The following is a 23,743-nucleotide window of genomic DNA, read 5'->3' as shown; positions in this document are numbered from 1 at the left end:
ACCCCTTATTGTCATCGTGACGATTAAGGGGTGGTTTTCATGGGATCCGCGGCGACCGGCGCACTGATGGGGCTCGCACTGGGGGACGCACTCGGCTATCCGACCGAGTTCCAGGACGTCCCCGCGATCCTGGCCGCCCACGGCGACTGGCGCCGCCTCCCGCTGCCGGAGCCCGCGCTCATCACCGACGACACCCAGATGACGCTGGCCCTGGGCCGGGCGCTGGAGGCCGCGCGGGCCGCCGGGCCGCTCACCGCCCGCACCCTGGAGCCCCCGGCCCGCGCCGCGTACACCGCCTGGTGGCGCTCCCCGGAGAACAACCGCGCCCCCGGCACCACCTGCCTCACCGCCTGCGCCCGGCTCGCCGAACCGGGTACGCGCTGGACCGAGGCCGCGCCGATGCGCTCCAAGGGGTGCGGCGCCAACATGCGGGTCGCGCCCGTCGGCCTCGTACCGGGCCTCACGGCGCGGCAGCGCTCCGGCGCCGCACAGTTCCAGGGCGCCCTCACCCACGGCCACCCCACCGCGCTCGCCGCCTCCGATCTCACCGCGTACGCCGTGCGGGCACTCGCCGACGGCGCGCACCCGGACAGGCTGACCGCCCTGCTGCGGGAGTACGCCCACGCCTCGCGCACCGCTTACCAGGAAGACTGGCTCGGCGACCTGTGGCGCCGCTCCGGGGACGCCACCCCGCAGGCGTACCTCGCCCGCGGCTGGGACGACTGCCTCGCCGTCCTCGACCGGCTGGACGCCGCGCTGCGCGCCCCGGACCGCGAGGCCGACCCCTGCGCGGCCACCGGCGCCGGGTGGATCGCCGAGGAGGCGCTCGCCACCGGCCTGTACTGCTTCCTGCTCTTCCCCGACGAGCCGGTCACCGCGCTGCGCCGGGCCGCCGTCAGCTCCGGCGACTCCGACTCCCTCGCCTGCCTCGCCGGGGCGTTCGCCGGGGCCCGCCTCGGCGCCGGAGCCTGGCCCCGTGAGTGGACCGACCGCATCGAGCACCGCGCGGACCTGCTGGCCCTGGGCGCCGCCTGGGACGCCTGACCCGCCGGCCGCTGTCCGCCGGTCGGTCGCCGCGTACGGCTGTCGGTGGTGCTGGATACGCTTGATCGTGTGCGTGCGGGGTGTGCGCACCGAGGCAGGGAGCAGGACGTGAGCGTACGAGCGGTCGGTGGGGCCGTCGACAGCGGCTTCGCCGGGGCCGGTGGCGCGCCTGTGTACCCCGGCGCCACCGCGGCGCCGCGAAAGGACATCGCCCAGTGAGATCCGCACTCGTCATCGGCACGGGCCTGATCGGCACCTCCGTCGCGCTCGCCCTCCAGGCACGTGGCGTGCAGGTGTACCTGGAGGACCACGACCCGACGCAGGCCCGTACGGCCGCGGCGCTCGGCGCGGGCACCACCGAGCCGCCGCCGGGCCCCGTCGACCTCGCCGTCGTCGCGGTGCCGCCCGCGCACGTCGCGGACACCCTCGCCGGGGTGCTCCGCCGTGGCGCCGCCCGCGCCTGCATAGACGTCGCCAGCGTCAAGGGCGGCCCGCGCCGTCAGCTCCAGGAGCTGGGCTGCGATCTCTCCGCCTACCTCGGCACCCACCCGATGGCGGGCCGGGAGCGCTCCGGTCCGCTCGCGGCCACCGCCGACCTCTTCGAGGGGCGGCCCTGGGTGCTGACCCCGTCCCCGGGCGACGACACCGAGGTCCTCAACCTCGCGCTGGAGCTGGTCGCGCTCTGCCGCGCCGTCCCGGTGGTCATGGACGCCGACGCACACGACCGCGCCGTCGCCCTCGTCTCGCACACCCCGCAGCTGGTCTCCAGCCTCGTCGCCGCCCGCCTCAAGGACGCCGACGAGACCGCGGTGCGCCTGTGCGGCCAGGGCATCCGGGACGTCACCCGCATCGCCGCCTCCGACCCGGCGATGTGGCTCGACATCCTCTCCGCCAACCCCGGCCCGGTCGCCGACATCCTCGCCGAGGTCGCCGCCGATCTGGACGGCACGGTCCGGGCGCTGCGGGGCCTGGAGTCCGCGGACGCGCAGAAGCGCACGGGTGGCACGGAGGGCATCGAGGACGTGCTGCGCCGCGGCAACGCCGGACGCGAGCGGGTCCCCGGCAAGCACGGTGCCGCCCCCGCCGCGTACGAGGTCCTCGCCGTCCACATCGGTGACCAGCCCGGTGAGCTGGCCCGGATCTTCGCCGACGCGGGCCGCGCCGGGGTCAACATCGAGGACGTCCGCATCGAGCACGCCACCGGCCAGCAGGCCGGTTTCATCCAGCTCACGGTGGAGCCGGGCGCGGTGGCGCAGCTCACCGCGGAGCTGCGGGAGCGGGGCTGGTCGATCCGCCGCTGACGCCGTGGACCACGGGCCGCGGGGGAGCCAGTAACCTTGACGGAGGCCATTCGGCCCGTGGACCCCCGCCCCGTGTAACCAGAAAGGTGTTCACCACCGTGGAAACCGCCGCCCGGACCGCCCCGGCTGCAGTGATTGTCGCCATCGACGGCCCCGCTGGCACGGGCAAGTCCAGCACGTCCAAGGCCGTCGCCGCCAAGCTCGGCCTCGGCTACCTCGACACCGGCGCCCAGTACCGTGCGATCACCTGGTGGATGCTGAGCAACGGCATCGACGTGAACGACGCCACGGCGGTCGCCGAGGCCAGCGGCAAGCCCGCCATCGTCTCCGGCACCGACCCGGCCGCCCCGGCCATCGCCGTCGACGACCTCGATGCGGCCGGTCCGATCCGCACCCAGGAGGTCACCTCCGCGGTCAGCGCCGTCAGCGCCGTGCCCGAGGTGCGCTCCCGGATCACCGCGCTGCAGCGCACCATCGCCGCCGAGGCGCCGAACGGCATCGTCGTGGAGGGCCGCGACATCGGCATCACGGTGCTGCCCGACGCCGACCTCAAGGTCTTCCTCACCGCCTCCGCCGAGGCGCGCGCCGCCCGCCGCAGCGGTGAGCTGAAGGGCAAGGAGGCCGGCGACCTGACGGCCACCCGCGAGGCCCTGATCAAGCGCGACGCCGCCGACTCCTCCCGTAAGACCTCGCCGCTGGCCAAGGCCGACGACGCCGTCGAGGTGGACACCACCGAGCTGACGCTGGAGCAGGTCATCGAGTGCGTCGTCACCCTCATCGAGGGCGCGGGCGCCGCGAAGGCGGGGCGGGACGCGCGGTGACCACCAGCGGCGTGGCCCCGAGCGAGGCGGGTGCCGCGGTCGGCCGGCGGATCGGCATCGGCCTGATGTACGGCCTGTGGCGGCCCCGGGTGCTGGGCGCCTGGCGGGTGCCGTCGGCCGGGCCGGTGATCCTGGCGGTCAACCACGCGCACGGCCTCGACGGCCCGATGCTGATGGGCACGGCGCCCCGGCCGGTGCACTTCCTGATCAAGAAGGAAGCGTTCATCGGCCCGCTGGACCCGTTCCTGCGCGGCATCGGCCAGCTGAAGGTGGACCGCGCCACCACCGACCGCAAGGCGATCACCGATGCCCTCGCGGTGCTGGAGCACGGCGGTGTGCTGGGCATCTTCCCGGAGGGCACCCGGGGCGAGGGCGACTTCGCCTCACTGCGGGCCGGTCTCGCGTACTTCGCGGTGCGCTCCGGCGCGCCGGTCGTCCCGGTGGCGGTGCTCGGCTCCGCCGACCGCCGCAGCCGCCTCACCCCGGCGGTGCCGCCGCTGCGCTCCCGCGTCGACGTCGTCTTCGGCGACGCCTTCGAGGCGGGGGACGGCTCGGGGCGGCGCACCCGCACGGCGCTGGACGAGGCGACCGGGCGGATCCAGGGCCGGCTCACCGCCCACCTGGAAAACGCCAGGCGCCTGACCGGGCGCTGACCGACACTTGAGCGGCGGACCGACGCGGCCCGCCGATGACGAAGCCACGCGGCCGACGCCGCACAGTGAGCAGGACGAGGAACGGACTTCATGAACGACCAGATCGACACCGGCGACGAGCACGGTGCGCTTGGCGATGCCGAGTACGCGGAGTTCATGGAGCTCGCCGCGCAGGAGGGCTTCGACCCCGAGGAGGTCGGCGGGGACATCGCGGCGGCCGGGCACGGCCCGCTGCCCGTCCTCGCCGTCGTCGGCCGCCCCAACGTCGGCAAGTCGACGCTGGTGAACCGCATCATCGGCCGTCGTGAGGCGGTCGTCGAGGACCGGCCGGGCGTCACCCGCGACCGCGTCACCTACGAGGCCGACTGGAACGGCCGCCGCTTCAAGGTCGTCGACACCGGCGGCTGGGAGCAGGACGTCCTCGGCATCGACGCCTCCGTCGCGATGCAGGCCGAGTTCGCCATCGAGGCCGCCGACGCCGTCGTCTTCGTCGTCGACGCCAAGGTCGGCGCGACCGACACCGACGAGGCCGTCGTCAAGCTGCTGCGCCGCTCCGGCAAGCCCGTCGTGCTCGTCGCCAACAAGGTCGACGGCCCCTCCGGCGAGGCCGACGCCTCGATGCTCTGGTCGCTCGGCCTCGGCGAGCCGCACCCCGTCTCCGCGCTGCACGGCCGTGGCACCGGCGACATGCTGGACGCCGCCCTCGACGCGCTGCCCGAGGCACCCGAGCAGACCTTCGGCACCGCGCTCGGCGGCCCCCGCCGCATCGCCCTGATCGGCCGCCCGAACGTCGGCAAGTCGTCGCTGCTCAACAAGGTCGCCGGGGAGGAGCGCGTGGTCGTCAACGAAATCGCCGGCACCACCCGCGACCCGGTCGACGAACTGATCGAGCTGGGCGGCACCATCTGGAAGTTCGTCGACACCGCGGGTATCCGCCGCCGGGTCCACCTCCAGGAGGGCGCCGACTACTACGCCTCGCTGCGTACCGCCGCCGCCGTCGAGAAGGCCGAGGTCGCCGTCGTCCTGATCGACGCGAGCGAGTCGATCAGCGTGCAGGACCAGCGCATCATCACCATGGCCGTGGAGGCCGGACGCGCCCTGGTCATCGCGTACAACAAGTGGGACACCCTCGACGAGGAGCGCCGCTTCTACCTGGAGCGGGAGATCGAGCGGGATCTCGTGCAGGTGCCGTGGGCGATGCGGGTGAACGTCTCGGCGCGCACCGGCCGCCACATGGAGAAGCTGGTCCCGGCGATCGAGACGGCGCTCGCCGGGTGGGAGACCCGTGTCCCCACCGGCCGGCTGAACGCCTTCCTCGGCGAGATCGTGGCCGCCCACCCGCACCCGATCCGCGGCGGCAAGCAGCCCCGCATCCTCTTCGGTACGCAGGCGGGGACGAAGCCGCCGCGGTTCGTGCTCTTCGCCTCCGGCTTCCTGGAGGCGGGCTACCGCCGCTTCATCGAGCGCCGTCTGCGCGAGGAGTTCGGCTTCGAGGGCACCCCGATCCACCTCTCCGTCCGGGTGCGCGAGAAGCGCAACCAGAAGAAGAAGTGACAGCGGGGGCCGGGCCGTACGGCGGCCCGGCCCCGGTACGGGCCCCGCGCCCGGTTGTACGGCTCAATGGTCGTGCGGCCGGGCGCCGCGCGTTCCCGGCGGCAGCGCGGGCAGCGCGCCCCGCGGGCGGTACGGCTGGCGGGCGACGCGCTCCCACTGGCCGGGCGAGGCCGCGGCGCGGCTCCAGCTGCTGCCGCCGTGCCCCGGACCCGGCCCCTCCTCCTCGCCGGTCCGGTCGCCGGGCAACGCCCGGAACGCCCGCCGGTACTCGGCGTACAGCGCGTCGTAGATCGGTGTGGCCGAACGGCCGGTCCCGGCGGCCCCGGGGTCCTGCGACGGACGCATACCGGGGATCTGCTGCGGAGGGCGGGAGCGGGAGAAGGGGTCATATGGGTGCACGTCTGCACCAACGAACCCGAATCGCCGGGGATGCGGCCTCGGTCCGGAAATGACGGATCGCGGGGGCGTTCCCGTACGGTTCGACGGGAACGCCCCCGCGATCGGCGGGGTCCTCAGGCTCAGGTGCCGGCCAGCGGCATCTCGGCGGCGACCAGCACGCCCTGGGCCGCGGCCTTCTCCATCGCCTGGCGCATGAGGTCCTCCCGCGGCTGGTGGCCGATGGAGCCGGACGGCGCGGCGTACATCAGTACCGACTGCGCCTTCGTGGCGGCGGCCCGCCAGCCGTCGGACACGGCCAGCGGCTGGTGCGCCTGCCACCACGCGGCCTGGCTGCCGGTGTTGCCCGGCTGCAGCACGGCGTGCAGCTTGCCCATGGCGAGCAGCGCCGACCAGCCCGGGTTCGGCGCGGGCAGCGCGTCCACATCGGTGACCGGGTGGAAGCCCTGCTCCAGCAGGAGCGGCAGGAAGTCGTCGTCCAGGCTGACCGAACCGGGGCGGGCGATCGGGCCGTCCGGCTCGACGACCAGCGCCGCCCGCAACTCGCCCGAGACCAGCACCAGCCCGCAGGTGATCCCGAGCGTCGCCTGACGCTCGCCCACCGGGACCGGGCGGGTGGGCGCCGTCCCGGACTCCTGTGCGGCGGTGATGGACTGCACGGCGCCCTTGAGCTGCTCCTCCGAGACCGATACGACCTGCGAGGGGATGCAGGTGGCGTGGGCGAAGGCGAGTACCGCGGTCTCCTCGCCGACGAACAGGACGGTGCTGGTGCGCTCCTGCGCGCTGTCGCCCGGGGTGCGGCAGGAGGTGCAGTCGTAGCTGCCGGGGGCGTCTCCACCGGCCAGCAGGCGGTCGGCTTCTTCGTCGCCGATCTCGGCGCGAACGTCGTCGCTGACGTCGAGCATGCGCGGCACGGGTGGCTCCTCGATCTCTGCGTGGGTGCCGGGGGACCCCGGCTGGTACGGGGGCCGGGTGTCGTCCCCGGCTCGCCGACATGGACAACGGGTGAGCGGCGGCCGGAGTCACGCGCGGACCGGCACGGAATCGAACCGATCACCGCACACGGGAATGGAGTACCGAAAACGGTCGCCGGGCGCCAGCCCTTGGACGTCATTCGGGACGTCCGCCACCGCGGGCCGACGGCGGCGGCCGATGCCGAATCGGTGCCACAGGTTCCGTCATATCGCTACCGATGGCCTAACTTTCTCGGAACAACTTGGCATAAGCCCACAACCCGGAACCCTCCGGCTCGGTCCAACCGTTCAGGAGTCGGATGCACGACGACCTCCTGAAGGATGCGCGGGCCCCGTCGCCCGGGTGGGGAGCGTCGCCGCAGCGGTGCCGCCCCCTCGGTGGGGCGGGACCGCACACAGCGTCGACAACACGATCCGGCGCCAGGGCGACCGGAAAGCCAGGGGATACGGGACGGATGCATATCTCATTCCTGATTCACAACGCGTACGGCATCGGCGGCACGATCCGCACGACGTTCAATCTCGCCCATGCGCTCTCCGCGCACCATGACGTCGAGATCGTCTCCGTGCTGCGCCACCGCGACACCCCCGTCCTCGGCCTGGGCCCCGGCGTCCGGCTGCGCCACCTCGTGGACCTCCGTGAGGACAGCCCCACCTACGACGGGAACGACCCGGAGTTCGCCCGGGCGGCGAAGGTCTTCCCCGCCGCCGAGGGCCGCTTCGGCCAGTACAGCGAGCTGACCGACCGGCGGATCGCCCGGCATCTGCGCCACGTCGAGGCGGACCTCGTCGTCGGCACCCGCCCCGGTCTCAACGTCCACATCGCCCGGCAGACCCGCCGCGGCGTGGTCCGCGTCGGCCAGGAACACCTCACCCTCGACTCCCACAGCCGGGCGCTGCGGCTTGCGCTGCGCGGCGTCTACCCGCGCCTGGACGCGCTCACCACCGTCACCGAGGCGGACGCCGCCGCCTACCGCCGTCTGCGGCTGCCCGGCGTCCGCGTCGAGGCGGTGCCCAACAGCGTGCCCGCGCCCGGCCTCGCCCCGGCCGACTCCACCGGCAAGTGGGTCGTCGCGGCCGGGCGGCTCGCCCGCGTCAAGCGGTACGACCTGCTGATCCGCGCGTTCGCCGAGGTCGTGGCGGCCCGCCCGGACTGGCGGCTGCGGATCTACGGCGGTGGCTCCGAGAAGGCCGCGCTGCGCGCGCTCATCGACGAACTCGGCCTCTACAACCACGTCTTCCTGATGGGCCCGGCCAACCCCCTGGAGTCCGAGTGGGCCAAGGGCTCGATCGCCGCCGTCTCCTCCAGCCTGGAGTCCTTCGGCATGACGATCGTCGAGGCGATGCGCTGCGGCCTGCCCGTCGTCGCCACCGACTGCCCGCACGGTCCCGGCGAGATCATCGATGACGGCGTGGACGGCAGACTTGTCCCCGTGGACGACCCCGGCGCGCTGGCCGGGGCCCTGCTCTCCCTGATCAACGACGACGCCGGGCGCCGCCGGATGGGCCGGGCGGCGCTCACCGCCGCCGCCCGGTTCGACCCCGCCCGGATCGCCGCGCGGTACGAAGCGCTCTTCGGGCAGCTGCTGGAGGAGAAGCGGGCCAACCGGCTGCGCGGCGCGCTGCACCGTACCCGCGGTGCCCTGCTGAGCGGCGCCTACGTCACCAAGGACGCGGCGAGCGCCGCGCTGAGAGGGGTGCGGACGGTATGAACACCTCGACGCGACCGCCCGCGGCGGGCTCCGGCCGCATGCCGGCGTCCTCCGGGGCCGACGGCAACCCGCCCGGGCTGACCGCCGACTGCATCGCCGACTCCGCGGGCGGCCTCACCTTCGATCTGGCCGCCCCGCCGGACGTCCGCACGACCTGGAGCGCGGCGCTGGTGCTGCGGCTGCGCGGCGCGGACGCCGAGGAGGTGCGGCTGCCGCTCGGGCCGAACGGCGCGGGCGGGCTGCGCGCCGTCCTCCCCAGCACCGTCGCGCTCGCCGAGGGCCGCTGGCAGGTCTACGCCGACCTCGGCGACGGCCACGCCCCGCGCCGTCTGCTGCCCGGCCTCAACGACCTGCGCTCCCTGGTGGACCGCCGCCCGCTCGCGGGCATCGGCCGCCTCGGCGTCCGCATCCCGTACACCACCAAGCTCGGCAATCTGGCGTTGCGCAGCTGGCTGCGCGGACCGCACGCCGAGGCCGGGGACATCCTGGTGGACCGCGAGGGCATGACGGTCGAGGGGCGGCTCTACGGTGCGCTGCCCGGTCCGGGCGCCCATATGGAGGCCCGGGCCCGCCGCGTCGCGGGCCAGGCCGCCACAGGCGCCACCGTCACCGTCCCGCTCACCGCCGACGGCGCCCACTTCTCCTTCACGCTGCCCTACGCCGGGCCGGTCGGGCACTGGCGCGGCGGCGGCGAGCCGTGGGACCTGTGGCTGGTGCCCGCCGAGGGCGCGCCGCTGGTGCGGATCGGCCGGTTGCTGGACGACGTCGCGGACAAGAAGCAGGTCTTCGCCTACCCCGCGGTGCCCGTCCCGGTGGCCGGGACGGAGGTCCGGGTCGGCCCGTACTACACGCTCGACAACGATCTGGCGCTGCGGGTCGCGGGCCCGGACACCGTCGACTGACACGGCGTCAGAATCCGGTCTCCCCGTGCGCCGCCGCGGCCCGCCGGGCGGCGGCGGCCACCTCCGGGTGGTGCAGGTCGAAGGCGGGCGACTCGGAGCGGATGCGCGGCAGCGTCGTGAAGTTGTGCCGCGGCGGCGGGCAGGACGTCGCCCACTCCAGCGAGCGCCCGAAGCCCCACGGGTCGTCCAGCTCCGTGCGGGTGCCGTACCGCGACGTCCGCCAGACGTTGTACAGGAACGGCAGCGTGGAGATGCCGAGCAGGAACGCGCCGAGGGTGGAGAGCGTGTTGAGGGCGGTGAAGCCGTCGGCCGCGAGGTAGTCGGCGTAGCGGCGCGGCATGCCCTCGACGCCCAGCCAGTGCTGCACGAGGAAGGTGAGGTGGAAGCCGGTGAAGAGCGTCCAGAAGTGGATCTTCCCGAGCCGTTCGTCGAGCAGCTTGCCGGTGAACTTCGGCCACCAGAAGTAGAAACCGGCGAACGTCGCGAACGCCACCGTCCCGAAGACCACGTAGTGGAAGTGGGCGACGACGAAGTACGTGTCGGTGACGTGGAAGTCCAGCGGCGGCGAGGCGAGGATGACGCCGGTCAGCCCGCCGAAGAGGAAGCTCACCAGGAAGCCCACCGACCACAGCATCGGCGTCTCGAACGACAGCGAGCCGTGCCACATCGTGCCGATCCAGTTGAAGAACTTCACCCCCGTCGGCGCCGCGATCAGGAACGACAGCAGCGAGAAGAACGGCAGCAGCACCGCTCCGGTGGCGAACATGTGGTGCGCCCAGACCATCACCGACAGCGCGGTGATCGCCATGGTGGCGCCGATCAGCATGACGTAGCCGAACACCGGCTTGCGGGAGAAGACCGGGATGATCTCGGTGATGATGCCGAAGAACGGCAGCGCGATGATGTACACCTCCGGGTGCCCGAAGAACCAGAAGAGGTGCTGCCACAGCAGCGCACCGCCCCACTGCGGCTCGAACACCACCGCCCCGAACCGCCGGTCCGCCTCCAGCACCAGCAGCGCCGCCGCGAGCACCGGGAACGCCATCAGCACCAGGACCGACGTGAAGAGGATGTTCCAGGTGAAGACCGGCATCCGGAACATCGTCATGCCCGGCGCCCGCAGCGTGATGATCGTGGTGACGAAGTTGACCGCCCCCAGGATCGTCCCGAACCCGGCCAGCGCCAGGCCCATCACCCACAGGTCCGGGCCGATGCCGGGGGAGTGGAGCGGGGAGTTCAGCGGCGCGTACGCGGTCCAGCCGAAGGACGGGCCGCCGTCCGGCGTGAGGAAGGCGCCGAGGACCATCAGCCCGCCGAAGAGGTAGAACCAGTACGACAGCGCGTTCAGCCGGGGGAAGGCGACGTCCGGCGCCCCGATCTGGAGCGGCATGATCTCGTTGGCGAAGCCCGCGAACGCCGGGGTGGCGAAGAGCAACAGCATGATCGTGCCGTGCATGGTGAACGCCTGGTTGAACTGCTCGGCGCTGATCAGCTGGAGCCCCGGGCGAGCCAGCTCGGCGCGCATCACCAGCGCCAGCACCCCGCCGACCAGGAAGAACCCGAACGACGTGATCAGGTAGAGATGCCCGATCTTCTTGTGGTCCGTCGTTGACAGCCAGTCGGCCAGCACCCGCCCGCGGTGTCGCGCCCTGACCGGCGGGAGGGCTGCTGCGGTGTCGGTTCCCATACGCGGCACCTCGTTCGTCGGGGGCGGACCGGGGCCGGGCGGGAGCCGGACCGGGGGACGCGCCACATGATGCGCGCGGCGTTGGGACGGAGCGAGGGGGCGCTCCGGTCCGTTCCGGTGCGATTCGCCCGCCTGCCCGAGGCGGGGGCACGGGCCCGGTACGGGGAGCGGCGGGCGGCTCGTCGGCGGCCGGGAGGACCGATGTGCGAAAAGTGTGTGTGGAATGTGTCTCATTTCGCGGGCGGCCGCGGCCGGTGAATTCCCCCATCCGACGGGAATCCGCGGCGCGGTCGGGGCGTAATTCCGGCCGTGCTCACCCTTCCGGGTAAAGAGCCCGGCCGGGGTGTCCGGAATTCACGCCCGGCGCAATGGTGGATGCTTTGTTTTCCACCCGGATGCGCCGGTGTACGACGCGTAAGAGTGACGGAAGTTACCGCAAACGCCGAGACGTTGGCTGTGACACAAGTGTGACCAAGGAAAGACCGTGGAGAGACCGGAGCGAGGAACCGAACGCCCTTCCGTGTACCGCCGCGGGCGCCTACCGTGACACCCATGGCACCCGAACCACAGCTTCCGAACGAACCCGACGACGACCCCGAGGCGTACGTCGGCCTCGCCCGTCAGGAGGCGGAGGAGCGCGCCGGCGGCCGCGGCTGGAGCACCGTCCGCTCGCTGCCGCCGGGCGCGCTGATCACCATGGAGTACCGCGCCGGACGGCTCAATTTCGAGGTCGAGAACGGCCGGGTACGCCGCAGCTGGCGGGGGTGAGGCACCCGCGTACGACGAAGGCCCCGGCCGCTCACAGGGAGCGGCCGGGGCCTTTCGGCGCGGGGGTGCGGGTGTGCGTACCGGCCCCGCGGTGTGTGCGGCGGTCTCAGCCGCCGGGGCCGCGCCCGGTGGCCGGGCTCAGCGGCGTGGTGCGTGGCAGACGGTCGGCGTGCGGCGGCCGGCGGCTGCCCGCCGGGGTGACCGGCGCGCGCTCCGCGCGGGAGGCGTACGGCCGCGCCGGGTGATGCGGGCGTCCGTCCGGCGCGCGGGTGGCGCCGCTCCGCGCCGACGGGCCGGGGACGGCGTCGTGCCATACCACCTCGCCGTCCGGGGTGACGGGCTGCAGCGAGAGCCCGGCGGGGGCGGCGGCCGGGAGCGGGCCGCGCAGCGAATCGGGGCGCAGTCGCAGCCAGAGCCGCAGGATGATGCCCATCAGGCGGTCCTCCACCCAGATGATCCCCGGCTCGATCCACGGCAGCGCCAGCAGCACCAGCAGACCGGCGGCCCAGCCCAGCAGGACGTCGCTGACCCAGTGCGTACCGAGGTAGACCGTCGTCATCCCGACGCCCAGCGCGCCCAGCGCGGCGATCACCGAGAGGGTCCTGCGGCGCAGTGACGTGGTCGCCAGATACGCCAGCACGCCCCACGTGACCACGGCGTTCGCGGTGTGTCCGGACGGAAATATATCGCCGCCGAGCCACATCTCGTTGGAGCCGACGGCCGTCGCGTAGTGCGGTCCCAGGCGGCCCATGCCGATCTTCGCGGCGCCCACCGTCATGTTCAGCAGCAGCAGCGAGGCGCCGAGGACCAGCAGCGGGTGGAGGTTGCGCTGACGCCAGCAGCGCCAGCCCAGCCACGCGGCAACGGCCACCGCCGTGGGGCCGCGCTGGCCCAGGACGACGAAGTAGTCGAGGAAGGCATGGATCGACGGCCACTGCTTGTAGGGCCGGAAGAACATGACCTGCCAGTCGAAGGTGACCAGCCAGGTGGAGGCCAGCACCCCGGCCACGATCACGAGATACACCGCCAGCGTGCCCCAGAACAGCCATTGGCGGGTCGGGGTCATGTGTGGTCGGGCGCGATCGGGCGGGTGCCCCTCCCTCTGGTCCAGCTTCTCATCGGTACGCACTCAATCGACGTTACCGCGTGTGATGTAGGCACCTGGTCAGACCGTGCGCTTTGTAATGACGATGTGATGTGGAATGTGCCCGGGAAGTCGCCGGGCGGCGGCGAATCGGAACCGAATTAACGGAGAATCGGATTCCCGCCCGAGCTGCTCGCCGGACTTCATCGAGAGCTTTATCTTCTTTTCGCCACAGCCGTTTATCCGTGCGCGGTACGGGCGTCGCCCGCCGTTTCCCGGCGCCGGAGCGGTGACGGAGGGGGATCGTCCGGTCACGGAGGGCCGGTGCAGGCGGCCAGGGGAGTCGACGTGGTAGTCCCCGGAGGTCCGGTCACGGAGGGCCGGTGCCGTTGAGCCAGAAGGCCCCGTAGAGCGCCGAGCCCACCGCCACCGCCCCGATCAGCAGCCCGGCCCGCAGCGGGCGCCACCGGGCGAGGCCCGCGGCCAGCGGCAGCAGCAGGGGGTACGCCGGAAGCATCAGCCGCGGTTTGGAGCCGAAGAAGCCCTTCGCGGTCAGCGCGAGGAAGACCACCACCCCGCAGTAGACGAGCAGCGGCAGCGGCTGTCCGCGGCGTACGCCCGCCGCGTAGAGGACGAGGACCAGCGCGACCCCGGCCGTCAGTCCGAGGCCACCGGCCCAGCCGGGCCCGGACAGCAGGCCCCACAGGAAGCGGCCGAAGGCGAAACCGCCGTCGAAGCCGTTGCCCCAGGCGCCCTGGACGTCGAGATAGCCGGTGAGGCTGCCCTGTTGCGCGCCGACCCACAGGAAGTAGCCGCACCAGCCGAGCGGCGCCACCAGCACACCCGCCACCAGCCCGCGGCGCCGCGCCAGGCTCGACCGCAGCGTGGCACCGCCCGCCCGGTCGGCGAGGAGCGCCGCCGCGGCGGTCAGCCACACGGCGGCGACCACGGCGACGCCCACCGGCCGGGTCAGCCCGGCCAGCGACGCCAGCACCCCGGCCCACACCCACCGCCCCGTCCACACTGCGTACACGCCCCACGCCGCGAGGGCGGTGAACAGCGACTCGGAGTACGCCATCGACTGCACGATGCCGATCGGCAGCGCACCCCACAGTGCGGCCAGCGCGACCCCGGCCCGCGGCCCGTACAGCCGCTCGCCCGTCGCGTACAGCGCCCAGGCGGCGGCGAGGGAGGAGAGCCAGGCGACGGCCATCCCGGCGTCGGCGGGGGAGAGTGGGGTGAGTGCCGAGCCCAGCCGCTCCAGCCACGGCAGCAGCGGGAAGAACGCGAGGTTGGAGTGGGTGCCGCCGTCGGGGAGCGGCACGGTGTAGCCGTAGCCCAGCTCCGCGACGCGGGTGTACCAGAGCGAGTCCCAGCGGGCGGTGAGCAGCGTGTGCCAGCTCGCGCCCCGCGAGGCGGACCAGACGGCGAGGACCGCCCAACCCAGCAGCCGGATCGCCGCGAAGGCCGCCAGCCCCGGCAGCGCGCGGCGCAGCGCGGCCCGGACGGCGGGGCGGCACAGCGTCCGGCCGGGGGCGGCGGCCGAGGCGAGATCATTCATCCGGACGATTATCCAGGTGCCCGGCGGGCGTCGTGCGGGCCCCGGGGAGGCAACTGCGGGCGCTGCGATACGCGTCTCATCAGGAGGTGAGCCTCACGACACCGTTCCCCACTCGCGTAGTCTGACGTCTCAACTCGCCCGTGCCGCCGGTTTGACCCGGGGCTTTTTCGTGCCCCGGTCCGCGGCCGCGAGTGCCTGACAGGGAGGTACGTGCATGACCGGGACGAGCCCGTCCGGCACGGGACGGACGGCCGGCGTTCCCCGGCTCCCCGGTGGGGGCGCGAACCGCTGGACCGTGCTGATCGTGCTCTGCGTCAGCCTGCTGTTCGTCGCGCTGGACACCACGATCCTCTACGTGGCCGTGCCCTCCGTCACCGAGGACCTGCGTCCCGGGCCGGTGGAGCTGCTGTGGATCGTCGACGTCTATCCGCTGATCGCGGCGTCGCTGCTGATCCTCTTCGGCACGCTCGGCGACCGGGTGGGACGGCGCCGGATCCTGCTGCTGGGCTACGGCCTGTTCGGCGCGGCGTCGGCCCTCGCGGCGCTGGCGCCCAATCCGCAGATCCTGATGACGGCCCGGGCGCTGCTCGGCATCGGCGGCGCCATGATCATGCCCGCCACGCTGTCGATCCTGCGGCAGGTCTTCCCCGACCGCCGGGAGCGGGCCGTCGCCATCGGGGTGTGGAGTGCGGTCGCCGCGGTGGGCGCGGCGGTCGGACCGGTCCTCGGCGGCTTCCTCGTCGAGAACTTCTGGTGGGGCTCGGTCTTCCTCATCAACGTCCCGATGATGCTGGTCATGCTGCTGATCGGCCGCTGGCTGCTGCCCGAGTCGCGGGGTGAGCGCAACGGCCCCTGGGACGTGGTCGGCGCGGTCGTCGCGGCGCTCGGCGTCCTCGGTGTCGTGCTCGGCGTCAAGCGGATCGGCGGCGGCACCGCCGTCCTCGGGGTGACCACCCTCGGCCCGATCGTGCTGGGCCTGCTGCTGCTCGTCCTCTTCGTCCGGCGGCAGCACCGCCGGGAGCACCCGCTGATCGATATGCGGCTCTTCGCCCGGTCGGCGTTCGGCACCTCCGTCGGCTGCATCGTGCTGGCGATGCTGGCCCTGGTCGGCCTCCAGCTGATAGCCGTGCAGTACCTCCAGCTCGTGCTCGGGCTCTCGCCGCTGCAGACCGGGCTGCGGATGCTGCCACTGGTCTTCGCGGCGATGGCGGCGGGCCTCACCGGCTCCCGGATCCTCCAGATCCTCGGCCCGCGCACCATGGTCTCCTGCGGTTTCGTGCTCACCGCCGGCGCGGTGCTCTGCCTGACCGCGATGAACGCCCACGACCGCTTCTGGCTGCTCTCCGCCTGCTTCGTCCTCCTCGGCTTCGGCTTCCAGGTGACGCTGTTCGGCGCGTACGAGTCGATGCTCAGCGAGGCGCCTCCGGAGCAGGCGGGCGGCGCGGCGGCCATCGGGGAGACGTCGTACCAGCTCGGTGCGGGCATCGGCGTCGCCCTCCTCGGCAGCGTCATGAACGCCGCCTACGCCCCCGGCGTCGGCCATGTCGCGGGGGTGACCGCGCGGGAGGCGACGTCCGCGTCGCACTCGCTCGGCGAGGCGTACAAGGTGGCGGCCGCGCTCGACGGTCCGGCCGGGGCGGCGCTGCGGGTGGTGGCCCGTGACGCCTTCGTCCGCGGGCTGCACATCACGCTCGTCGCCAGCGCGGTGCTGCTGCTGGCCGGTGCGGCCATCGCGCTGCGGCTGCCGCGCGGCGCCACGGACTCCGTGGAGCGCGCCGAGGGCGACAACGCGCCGGGCCTGGACGCCGAGCCCGCCGCCGCCCGGACCCACGGCTGACGGCCCGCCCTTCTTCCCCCCTTTTTCCGGACACCCCGCCGCGCGGTGGCTCTTGCCCGCGCGGCGGGGTGCGCCGTACCGTCGGACCGCGCTATAACTACCACTGCTAGTTTTCCGCCGATCTGCCGGAGGCCCCGCCATGTCCGCCACGCCCTCCTCGCCGCTCCCGCCGTTCGACGCGGGTGACCCGCTGGGCCTCGACGACCTGCTCACCGACGAGGACCGCGCGGTACGCGACACCGTCCGCCGCTGGGCGGCCGACCGGGTCCTGCCGCACATCGCCGGGTGGTACGAGCGCGGCGAACTCCCCGGCATCCGCGACCTCGCCCGCGAACTGGGCTCCCTCGGCGCCCTCGGCATGTCCCTGACCGGCTACGGCTGCGCCGGGGCCTCCGCCGTCCAGTACGGCCTGGCCTGCCTGGAGCTGGAGGCCGCCGACTCCGGCATCCGCTCCCTCGTCTCCGTCCAGGGCTCGCTCGCCATGTACGCGATCCACCGCTTCGGCTCCGAGGAGCAGAAGCAGCGGTGGCTGCCGCGGATGGCGTCCGGCGAGGTCATCGGCTGCTTCGGCCTCACCGAACCGGACCACGGCTCCGACCCCGCCGGGATGCGCACCCACGCCCGCCGCGACGGGTCCGACTGGGTCCTGAACGGCCGCAAGATGTGGATCACCAACGGTTCGGTCGCCGGGGTCGCGCTCGTCTGGGCCGCCACCGACGACGGCGTCCGCGGCTTCGTGGTCCCCACCGACACCCCCGGCTTCGCCGCCCCCGAGATCCACCACAAGTGGTCGCTGCGCGCCTCGGTCACCAGCGAACTGGTCCTGGACGACGTCCGGCTCCCGGCCGACGCGGCCTTGCCCGAGGTCCGCGGGCTGCGCGGCCCGCTGAGCTGTCTGAGCCACGCCCGCTACGGCATCGTCTGGGGCTCCATGGGCGCGGCCCGCGCCAGCTTCGAGGCGGCGCTGGAGTACGCGCGCACCCGCGAGCAGTTCGGCAAGCCCATCGGCGGTTTCCAGCTCACCCAGGCCAAGCTCGCCGACATGGCCGTCGAACTGCACAAGGGCATCCTGCTTGCCTACCACCTCGGGCGGCGGATGGACGCCGGGCGGCTGCGCCCGGAGCAGGTCAGCTTCGGCAAGCTCAACAACGTCCGCGAGGCCATCGAGATCTGCCGCACCTCCCGCACGATCCTGGGCGCCAACGGCATCTCCCTGGAGTACCCGGTCATGCGGCACGCCACCAACCTGGAGTCGGTGCTCACCTACGAGGGCACCGTCGAGATGCACCAGCTGGTGCTGGGCAAGGCGCTCACGGGGCTGGACGCCTTCCGCTGAGCGCGGCGGTACGAGGCGGGCACGCGGGTGCGGGAGGGCCGGGCACCCGCCCCGCTGCGTCCCTGCCCGTCGTCGGACAGGGAAGACTCGTCCGTCGCCGGACAGTGAAAAGCGGAGGGTGCAGCGGTGTCCGCCGCCTTCCCCTCCGCCGGACGGAACCGGGCCCGCGCCCGGTCAGCTCTGGTTGAAGAACCCGCCGTTGCGTTCCCGCGTCTCGCCGCTGACGACGCGGTAGTCGGCCGGGGTGAGCAGGAAGACCCGGGTGGCGACCCGCTCGATCGAGCCACGCAGCCCGAAGGCGAGACCGGCGGCGAAGTCCACCACGCGCTTGGCGTCACCCGACTCCATCGCCGTCAGGTTGACGATCACCGGGACGCCGCCGCGGAACAGCTCACCGATGCCGCGGGCGTCCCCGAAGCCGTCCGGGGTGACCGTGGCGATGCGGGTGCTCTGGTCCTCGGCGGGGCTCTCGGCCACCCGCAGACCCGGGTCGGTCACCCAGGAGCCGGTCCCCTGGGCCCCGTGCTCCGGTCCCTCGGCATAGTCGTCGTCGTAGTAACGCTCGTCATCGTTGTCGTCGACGAGGCCAAGCCAGGCACTCGCCTTGCGCACCGATCCCATGGACGCCTCCTCTCACCCGCGGTGTCTGTATGTCCGCCCCCCTATGGTCCTTCATGAGGCGGAGGGTGTGCCAAGTGGATAGCCGCCGCACGGGGGGTTCGTGACAGATCTGGTGCAGAGCGGATGGCGGCTTGTCAGCTTCCGCGGGTGGGACGGGAACTGACGTGGTGATGGAAGTCACGATAGGCCCGGGCTGCGGACCATGTCGACACGCGGTCCGCGGGAACCCTCCTCGACCGCCGGGTAGGTTCCGGCGGGAGACCAGGGCATATGTCCCCGGCCCGGGGAAACGTCCCGGAGCCGGGCAGATGATCGGGTGACCGACACAACGGAAGGTCGTTGACACGGCAGCAGATTTCCGTCTGCTGTCCGGACCACACACCTTCGAAAGTCTCTCCCAGTGGAAACACGGACCAAGGAAGCCGGATCCGCGCGCTTCCGGCGGGCGTTCACGGCAGCCGTCGTGGCGCCGCGCACCATCCGCGCCAAGCTCATCCGCATCCTCTGCGTCGCGCTCGCGATACTCCTGGCCCTGCTCGGGTTCTCCGCCGCCCACCAGATCGGCGACTACCAGAACGCCAGCGCCACCGCGTCGGACGCCCATCTCGCCGACGCCGCCAGGGGTTCCTCCACGAACACCAGAAGGAACGCGGACTGACCACCGGCTACGTCGGCGGGATCAAGCAGTTCCGCACCGGCATGCCGGCCCAGCGCACGCTCACCGACGCCGCACGCACCAAGGTCGACGGCGAGCTCGCCGACCGCGACGACCCCGCGGCCGACTCCGTCCGCACCGCGCTGCGCCGCGCCGACGCCCTCAAGGACATCCGCGCCGCCGCCGACAACGGCACCGGCGTCGTCGCCCGCACCTACGACTACTTCACCGGCACCGACGAAGCCCTCGGCCGCCTCGACCTCGGCCTCGTCCACGTCCGCGACGCACGGCTGCGCGCCGACCACCAGGCGCTCCAGGTCCTGGGGTCGATGAAGGAGCTGCTGGGCCAGGAGCGCGCCATCGTGCTGGGCTCGCTGCATGCCGGGGCGTTCCGCGGGACGACTACACCCGCTTCCTGACCGCCCGCGCCGGACGCCTGTCGGCCGCGGCCGGCTTCCCCGAGTGGGCCACCGGCCCCCAGCAGCAGGAGCTGAAGGAGGCGCTGGCGACGCCCGCCGCGCAGCAGCTGCTCGGCTACGTCCAGGAGAGCGTCGCCGGTCACGGCCGGCTGCCCGCCCGCATCCCGGCCACCGCCTGGTACGAGTCGGCGACCTCCACCATCAACGGCCTGCGCACCGTGCAGAGCTCGCTGGGCAAGGACATCACCGCCCGCGCCGGTGAGCTGGAGTCCGACGCCACCCGCACGCTGGTCTTCTTCGGACTGCTGGCCCTCGGCTCGATCGCCGCGCTCGCCGCCCTCGCGATCGGCGCCGCCCGCTCGGTCTCCGGGCCGCTCGGCGCGCTGACCCGGCAGGCCCGTGATGTCGCCGGGAACCGGCTGCCCGCCGCCGTCGCCCGCGTCCAGACGGAGTCCGGCGCGCCCGAACCGCTCGGCCCGCTGGCCGTACCGAGCACCTCTTCGAGCTGGACCACCTCGCCACCCGTATGCGCCGCAACGCCGAGAGCCTGCTGGTGCTCGCCGGTGAGGCCAGCCCGCGGACCTGGGCCACCCCGCTGTCGGTGACCGACGTCATTCGCGCGGCCCTCTCCGAGGTGGAGGAGTACCGCCGGGTCAGCCTGCGGCAGGTGGACGCCGCGTTCCTCAGCGGCACTGTCGTCTCCGAGATCGCGCATCTGCTGGCCGAGCTGGTCGAGAACGCGCTCAGCTTCTCCCTGCCGGACACCGACGTCGAGGTCGAGGGCCGCCGCACCAGCGCCGGTTACCTCGTCGCCATCGTCGACCACGGCACCGGCGTGGCCGCCCCGGCGATGGCCGAGGCGAACGTCCGGCTCTCCGGGGCCGCCGGCTTCATGGCCGAACCCACCCGGTTCCTGGGCCACTTCGTCGTCGGCGCGCTGGCCCGCAAGTGCGGCATCGAGGTCTGTCTCGGCGAGGCACCGGCCGCCGGAACCGTCGCCCGGGTGCTCATCCCGGCGACCCTCCTGACCGACTCCGCGGCCGCACCGGCCGTCCCCGCCGTCCCTCCTGCGCGCGGGAGGAAGGAGCAGACGGTGCCCGACGAGCAGACGGACCCGGCGGACGCGAAGGGCCGGCGACCGGCCCGCCCGGAGGCCGCCGCCCCGGCCGCCCCGGACCGCGACGCGGCGCCCGTACCCCGCCCCGCCGGTGGTGCCGCCGAGGCGCTGCCCCGGCCGCGTGCCGCCCAGGACGCCGAGGAGAACGCGGCGGCCCCGGCCGGACCGCGCGGCTCCTCCGCGGCCCGTACCCGTAACGGCCTGGTCAAGCGGGCGCGGCGCAGCGCCATCCGGTCCGCGGTGGGCGAGGCGGCGGCGCCGCGCTGGCAGCAGCAGGCCGCGCCGACGCCGGAGCGCTCGCCCGACCAGGTCTCCGGGATGCTCGCCGGGCTGCGCAGCGCCCATATGCGCGGCGCCATCAGCGTCGAGAAGGAGAAGGAGCGGCAGGCGCAGCGGGAGCGGAACGAGGAGCGGGCGCGTGAGCGGGCGGCGCGCCGGGAGCCGGAGTCCGGCACTCCGGCCGGGCCCGCGGCGGACGCGGCCCCGTCCGGGCGGACGCCGGAGCGGGCGCCGCAGCAGGAGAAGGAGAAGACGACGTTCATCGGCGCGGTCTCGGAGATCGAGCCGCTGGACACCGAAGCCGCGATCACCCAGGTCTCGGTCGGGGTGAACTCGCTGGTCGGGGTGGAGAACAAGACCACCACGACCGTCGCGCTGGACTTCGGCCGGATCACGCTCGACCCGTCGATCGTGCTCTATCTGTTCGGCACGCCGGGCCAGGACCGGTTCTCGTTCCTCTGGGACGACCTGGTGGAGGGCGCGCTGGGCTCGATCGTGCTGGTGGACACCCGCCGGATCGAGGATTCGTTCCCCGCGCTCGACTACTTCGAGGAGCGCGGGACGCCGTTCGTCCTGGCGGTCAACCGCTTCGACGGCGCGCAGCTCTTCGCGCTGGACGAGGTCCGCGAGGCGCTGGGCATCGGCCCGGAGGTGCCGGTCCTCACCTGCGACGCGCGCAACCGGTCCACGGTCCGCGATGTGCTGGCCGCGCTGATGGACCAGGTCGTGCACCAGCACGTCACAGGGGGACCGGCGAAGGCGGGCGCGGCGGCGCGGTAGCCGGCGGCGCATCGGCGGTGCGGGGCACGGGCGGTCCGGAAGGGCGGCCCGTGCCCCGCGTGCGTGTCCGCGACGTCCCGCCTGGCGTGCTCCGGGCGGACGACGGGACTTTGCGGACACGCCCGTGTGCGTCAGCGGATCTCCGGGGGACTGATCCGCGAGGTGGCCAGCGCCGAGTCCGCGGTGCCCCACTTCTTGAGGATTTTGTGGTAATTCCCGCTCTTGATGAGGTGGTTGACGGCGGCCCGGAAGGCGGGCGTCAGGGGGCTGCCCTTTGTGAAGGCGAAGCCGACGTCCAGCCGCTTGTAGGCGTTGAGGAATCGCAGCCCGGGCTGGCGGCTGACGGCGTACCGCAGACCGTTGACGGTGCTCATCACCACATCGGTGCGGCCCTGCTGGAGCGAGGCGTACAGCGCGGACACCTCGGCGTACGTCTTGACGTCGTACGGCTTCTTCCCGGCGGCGGCGCAGCGGGGGCGTTCCTTCTCCAGCGTCGCCTCGAAGGTCGTCCCGGCGCCGGTGGCGACGGTCAGACCGCACAGCTGCGTCAGCGCGGTGACCTTCTTCAGCGCGCTGTCCTCGCGGACGGCGAAGCCCTGGCCGTCATTGACGTACGTGACGAAGTCGAGGGTCTTCCGGCGGGCGTCGGTGACGCCGAAGTTGCCGGTACCCACGTCGTACCGGCCGCTGCCGAGGGCGGGCAGGATCGCCTCGAAGCTCGCCGGCTCCCGCTTCAGCCGCAGGCCCAGGACCTTGCCGACGGCGTCCGCGAGGTCGATGTCCTCGCCGGCGACGGTCCTGCCGTCCGGCAGATAGACGGCGCCGGGTAGCGCACTGATGCTGGAGGCGAGGGCGAGCGCGCCGCGGGCGCGGACCCCGTCGGGCAGCAGCGCGGCGGCGGCCGGGTCCTTGGCGATGCCGGAGACGACGTCTGTGGTGGGCACGGCTGAGCTGTGGCCGTCCGGCGCGTCCTTGCCGGTGGCCGCCGGTTCGGCGCACCCGGCGAGGGTCAGCGCGGCGGCGGTGAGAAGGGCGGCGACGCGCATCGCGGTCCGCTCGGGGAAGCTGGGGCTGGTCATGGGCGGCGGGTCTCCAGGGGCTTCTCGAACGGCAGCGGGCCGATCGACTCCGGCGGTGCGGTCAGGTCGAAGAGCGGGCGGTAACCCGCGGCCAGGTACAGGCCCCTGGCCTCCGGCTGGCGGGGCCCCGTCGTCAGGTAGAGGCGGGTGTAGCCATGGGCGGCGGCCTCCTGCTCCAGTGCCCGGAGCACCCGGCGGGCCAGCCCGCGGCGGCGGTGTGCGGAGTGCGTCCAGATGCGTTTCAGCTCCGCGGTGCGGGCGTCGTGGCGGCGGTAGGCGCCCCCGGCGACCGGCTCGCCGTCCTCCAGGAGCAGCAGGAACGTGCCGTGCGGCGGGGCGAACTCGGACGCCGGGTACTGCCGGCGGAGGTCGACGGGTCCGCCGTAGCGGGAGGTGTATTCGTGGGTGAGTTCGTCGAGCAGGGGGCGGGCGAGTGGGTCGGTGACGGTGGTGTGCAGCACGGTCGGGCCGTCGGCGCGGCGGACGGCGGTCACCGGACCGGCTCCGCGGCCGGCACCGCACTCCGCGGGCGGGGAGCCGCAGGGGAACGGCGGACCGTGCCGCTCGCCGACGCCCGGGGGCGCGTCGAATCCCAACTCCTCGGCGAGCACGGCCAGTTCGATGACGTCGCGGAACCGTTCGGTGGGGAGACGAGGTGTCCGGAGCGGGCGTCCGGGACGTGGTCGATGAGTGTCATGACGCCGAAGCGCATATCGCGCCCTTCTTCGAGCGTGCCGAAGGAACGAGGAGGCGGGAGCAGGGGGCCGCGCGGGTCCGGGCGCGCCGACGGCGGAGCGCACGGGCAGGCGGAGGTGACGCGGGTGGTGCGGGGGAGCCGGGGCGGCGGGCGTCCGGGATCCGGGAAGCGCGAGGGGAGGGTGCGCCGACGGGCGGCACGGTGTGAAGGCGCGGTGGCGGGAAGGCGGAACCGCGGATCGGCCCGTCCGGCGAAGGCGGCGGGCCTCAGGGCAGGGGGTCAGCTCAACAGGACGACGACCACACGCGACCGAAGTCGATGTGGTCGCGGGTGACCAGCCACTGCCATGCGTTCATGCGGCCAAGTGGAACAGGCATCCGGTGGCGCGTCAACTGCCCCGAGACGGACTGCTCACAGTGTGGACAGCCTTGACAGAACGGCGTGTTGACCCCATAGCCTCGGTCCA

Annotated in this window: 21 protein-coding genes and 2 pseudogenes; 15 read left to right on the top strand and 8 right to left on the bottom strand. The window is 73.3% G+C overall.

All coding sequences use genetic code 11. The features are described 5' to 3' along the window. Positions 1–39 precede the first annotated feature (39 nt). The 5 genes from OG422_RS06095 (at position 40) to der (ending at position 5,373) form a co-directional block, all read left to right on the top strand. Positions 40–1,044, top strand: coding sequence for an ADP-ribosylglycohydrolase family protein (locus tag OG422_RS06095; RefSeq protein ID WP_405740584.1), 1,005 nt, complete (start codon positions 40–42; stop codon positions 1,042–1,044). Positions 1,045–1,259: 215 nt separating this feature from the next. After that, positions 1,260–2,345 (top strand): prephenate dehydrogenase, encoded by a 1,086-nt coding sequence (locus OG422_RS06090; protein ID WP_405740582.1) that lies wholly within the window; start codon positions 1,260–1,262, stop codon positions 2,343–2,345. A gap of 98 nt (positions 2,346–2,443) precedes the next feature. Beyond that, positions 2,444–3,166 carry a (d)CMP kinase gene (cmk, locus tag OG422_RS06085; protein WP_251076543.1) on the top strand — a complete coding sequence of 241 codons (723 nt, stop codon included), beginning with the start codon at positions 2,444–2,446 and terminating at the stop codon, positions 3,164–3,166. After that, positions 3,163–3,819 (top strand): lysophospholipid acyltransferase family protein, encoded by a 657-nt coding sequence (locus tag OG422_RS06080; protein WP_405740578.1) that lies wholly within the window; start codon positions 3,163–3,165, stop codon positions 3,817–3,819. Before cmk ends, OG422_RS06080 begins: the two co-directional genes overlap by 4 nt. A 90-nt stretch (positions 3,820–3,909) precedes the next feature. Further along, a complete protein-coding gene (gene der, locus OG422_RS06075) occupies positions 3,910–5,373 on the top strand; it encodes a ribosome biogenesis GTPase Der (protein ID WP_143941140.1) in 1,464 nt (487 codons plus the stop codon). A 63-nt stretch (positions 5,374–5,436) separates the two neighbouring features. Here the strand turns inward: der and OG422_RS06070 are convergent, their stop codons facing one another. Beyond that, on the bottom strand, positions 5,437–5,772 hold the full coding sequence (locus OG422_RS06070) for a hypothetical protein (protein ID WP_405740575.1): 336 nt from the start codon (positions 5,770–5,772) through the stop codon (positions 5,437–5,439). A 119-nt stretch (positions 5,773–5,891) separates the two neighbouring features. Beyond that, positions 5,892–6,683 carry a hypothetical protein gene (locus OG422_RS06065; protein ID WP_143941141.1) on the bottom strand — a complete coding sequence of 264 codons (792 nt, stop codon included), beginning with the start codon at positions 6,681–6,683 and terminating at the stop codon, positions 5,892–5,894. A 515-nt stretch (positions 6,684–7,198) separates the two neighbouring features. On the opposite strand from OG422_RS06065, the gene OG422_RS06060 reads away from it, so the two are divergent. After that, a complete protein-coding gene (locus tag OG422_RS06060; RefSeq protein ID WP_405740571.1) occupies positions 7,199–8,455 on the top strand; it encodes a glycosyltransferase family 4 protein in 1,257 nt (418 codons plus the stop codon). Between the two features lie 38 nt (positions 8,456–8,493). Beyond that, on the top strand, positions 8,494–9,357 hold the full coding sequence (locus OG422_RS06055; protein WP_405747658.1) for a hypothetical protein: 864 nt from the start codon (positions 8,494–8,496) through the stop codon (positions 9,355–9,357). Positions 9,358–9,364: 7 nt separating this feature from the next. On the opposite strand, the gene ctaD is transcribed toward OG422_RS06055, so the two are convergent. Next, complete coding sequence (ctaD, locus tag OG422_RS06050) at positions 9,365–11,044, bottom strand: cytochrome c oxidase subunit I (protein WP_405740568.1); 1,680 nt, start codon at positions 11,042–11,044, stop codon at positions 9,365–9,367. Between the two features lie 552 nt (positions 11,045–11,596). Between ctaD and OG422_RS06045 the strand changes: the two genes are divergently transcribed. Next, positions 11,597–11,812 carry an I78 family peptidase inhibitor gene (locus OG422_RS06045; RefSeq protein ID WP_143941144.1) on the top strand — a complete coding sequence of 72 codons (216 nt, stop codon included), beginning with the start codon at positions 11,597–11,599 and terminating at the stop codon, positions 11,810–11,812. Between the two features lie 106 nt (positions 11,813–11,918). Here OG422_RS06045 and OG422_RS06040 read toward each other — a convergent pair whose 3' ends face one another. Then, positions 11,919–12,941, bottom strand: coding sequence for a phosphatase PAP2 family protein (locus OG422_RS06040; protein WP_405740565.1), 1,023 nt, complete (start codon positions 12,939–12,941; stop codon positions 11,919–11,921). A gap of 325 nt (positions 12,942–13,266) precedes the next feature. Next, the gene (locus tag OG422_RS06035) at positions 13,267–14,457 is read right to left on the bottom strand and encodes a hypothetical protein (RefSeq protein WP_143941146.1); all 1,191 of its coding nucleotides are present in this window, start codon (positions 14,455–14,457) and stop codon (positions 13,267–13,269) included. Positions 14,458–14,671: 214 nt separating this feature from the next. Between OG422_RS06035 and OG422_RS06030 the strand changes: the two genes are divergently transcribed. Then, positions 14,672–16,294 carry an MFS transporter gene (locus OG422_RS06030; protein ID WP_405740562.1) on the top strand — a complete coding sequence of 541 codons (1,623 nt, stop codon included), beginning with the start codon at positions 14,672–14,674 and terminating at the stop codon, positions 16,292–16,294. A gap of 139 nt (positions 16,295–16,433) precedes the next feature. Then, positions 16,434–17,630: an acyl-CoA dehydrogenase family protein gene (locus tag OG422_RS06025; RefSeq protein WP_405740559.1), complete on the top strand. Its 1,197-nt coding sequence runs from the start codon at positions 16,434–16,436 to the stop codon at positions 17,628–17,630. A gap of 174 nt (positions 17,631–17,804) precedes the next feature. Here the strand turns inward: OG422_RS06025 and OG422_RS06020 are convergent, their stop codons facing one another. Next, positions 17,805–18,251: a cell division protein SepF gene (locus tag OG422_RS06020; protein WP_143941149.1), complete on the bottom strand. Its 447-nt coding sequence runs from the start codon at positions 18,249–18,251 to the stop codon at positions 17,805–17,807. A gap of 400 nt (positions 18,252–18,651) precedes the next feature. On the opposite strand from OG422_RS06020, the gene OG422_RS06015 reads away from it, so the two are divergent. From OG422_RS06015 to OG422_RS05995, 5 genes and pseudogenes are all read left to right on the top strand, one after another. Then, positions 18,652–18,909: a hypothetical protein gene (locus OG422_RS06015; RefSeq protein WP_405748081.1), complete on the top strand. Its 258-nt coding sequence runs from the start codon at positions 18,652–18,654 to the stop codon at positions 18,907–18,909. Next, a pseudogene (locus OG422_RS06010) lies at positions 18,906–19,510 on the top strand (nitrate- and nitrite sensing domain-containing protein); the annotation flags it as partial. The gene OG422_RS06015 and the pseudogene OG422_RS06010, both read left to right, overlap by 4 nt. Before the next feature lie 33 nt (positions 19,511–19,543). Beyond that, positions 19,544–19,930 (top strand): hypothetical protein, encoded by a 387-nt coding sequence (locus tag OG422_RS06005; RefSeq protein ID WP_405748079.1) that lies wholly within the window; start codon positions 19,544–19,546, stop codon positions 19,928–19,930. Continuing rightward, positions 19,852–20,331: pseudogene (locus OG422_RS06000) on the top strand (ATP-binding protein); the annotation flags it as partial. The gene OG422_RS06005 and the pseudogene OG422_RS06000, both read left to right, overlap by 79 nt. Before the next feature lie 651 nt (positions 20,332–20,982). Continuing rightward, positions 20,983–21,501 (top strand): GTP-binding protein, encoded by a 519-nt coding sequence (locus OG422_RS05995; protein WP_405747656.1) that lies wholly within the window; start codon positions 20,983–20,985, stop codon positions 21,499–21,501. 131 nt (positions 21,502–21,632) lie between these two features. Here OG422_RS05995 and OG422_RS05990 read toward each other — a convergent pair whose 3' ends face one another. Together OG422_RS05990 and OG422_RS05985 are read right to left on the bottom strand one after the other, a co-directional pair. Continuing rightward, positions 21,633–22,580: an ABC transporter substrate-binding protein gene (locus OG422_RS05990; RefSeq protein ID WP_405740555.1), complete on the bottom strand. Its 948-nt coding sequence runs from the start codon at positions 22,578–22,580 to the stop codon at positions 21,633–21,635. Continuing rightward, a complete protein-coding gene (locus OG422_RS05985; protein ID WP_405740552.1) occupies positions 22,577–23,074 on the bottom strand; it encodes a GNAT family N-acetyltransferase in 498 nt (165 codons plus the stop codon). The genes OG422_RS05990 and OG422_RS05985 overlap by 4 nt, the downstream gene beginning before the upstream one ends. Positions 23,075–23,743: the final 669 nt, after the last annotated feature.

Source organism: Streptomyces sp. NBC_01525 (assembly GCF_045040405.1).
Lineage (GTDB): Bacteria > Actinomycetota > Actinomycetes > Streptomycetales > Streptomycetaceae > Streptomyces > Streptomyces benahoarensis.
This window is presented reverse-complemented; position numbering and strand designations above follow the sequence as displayed.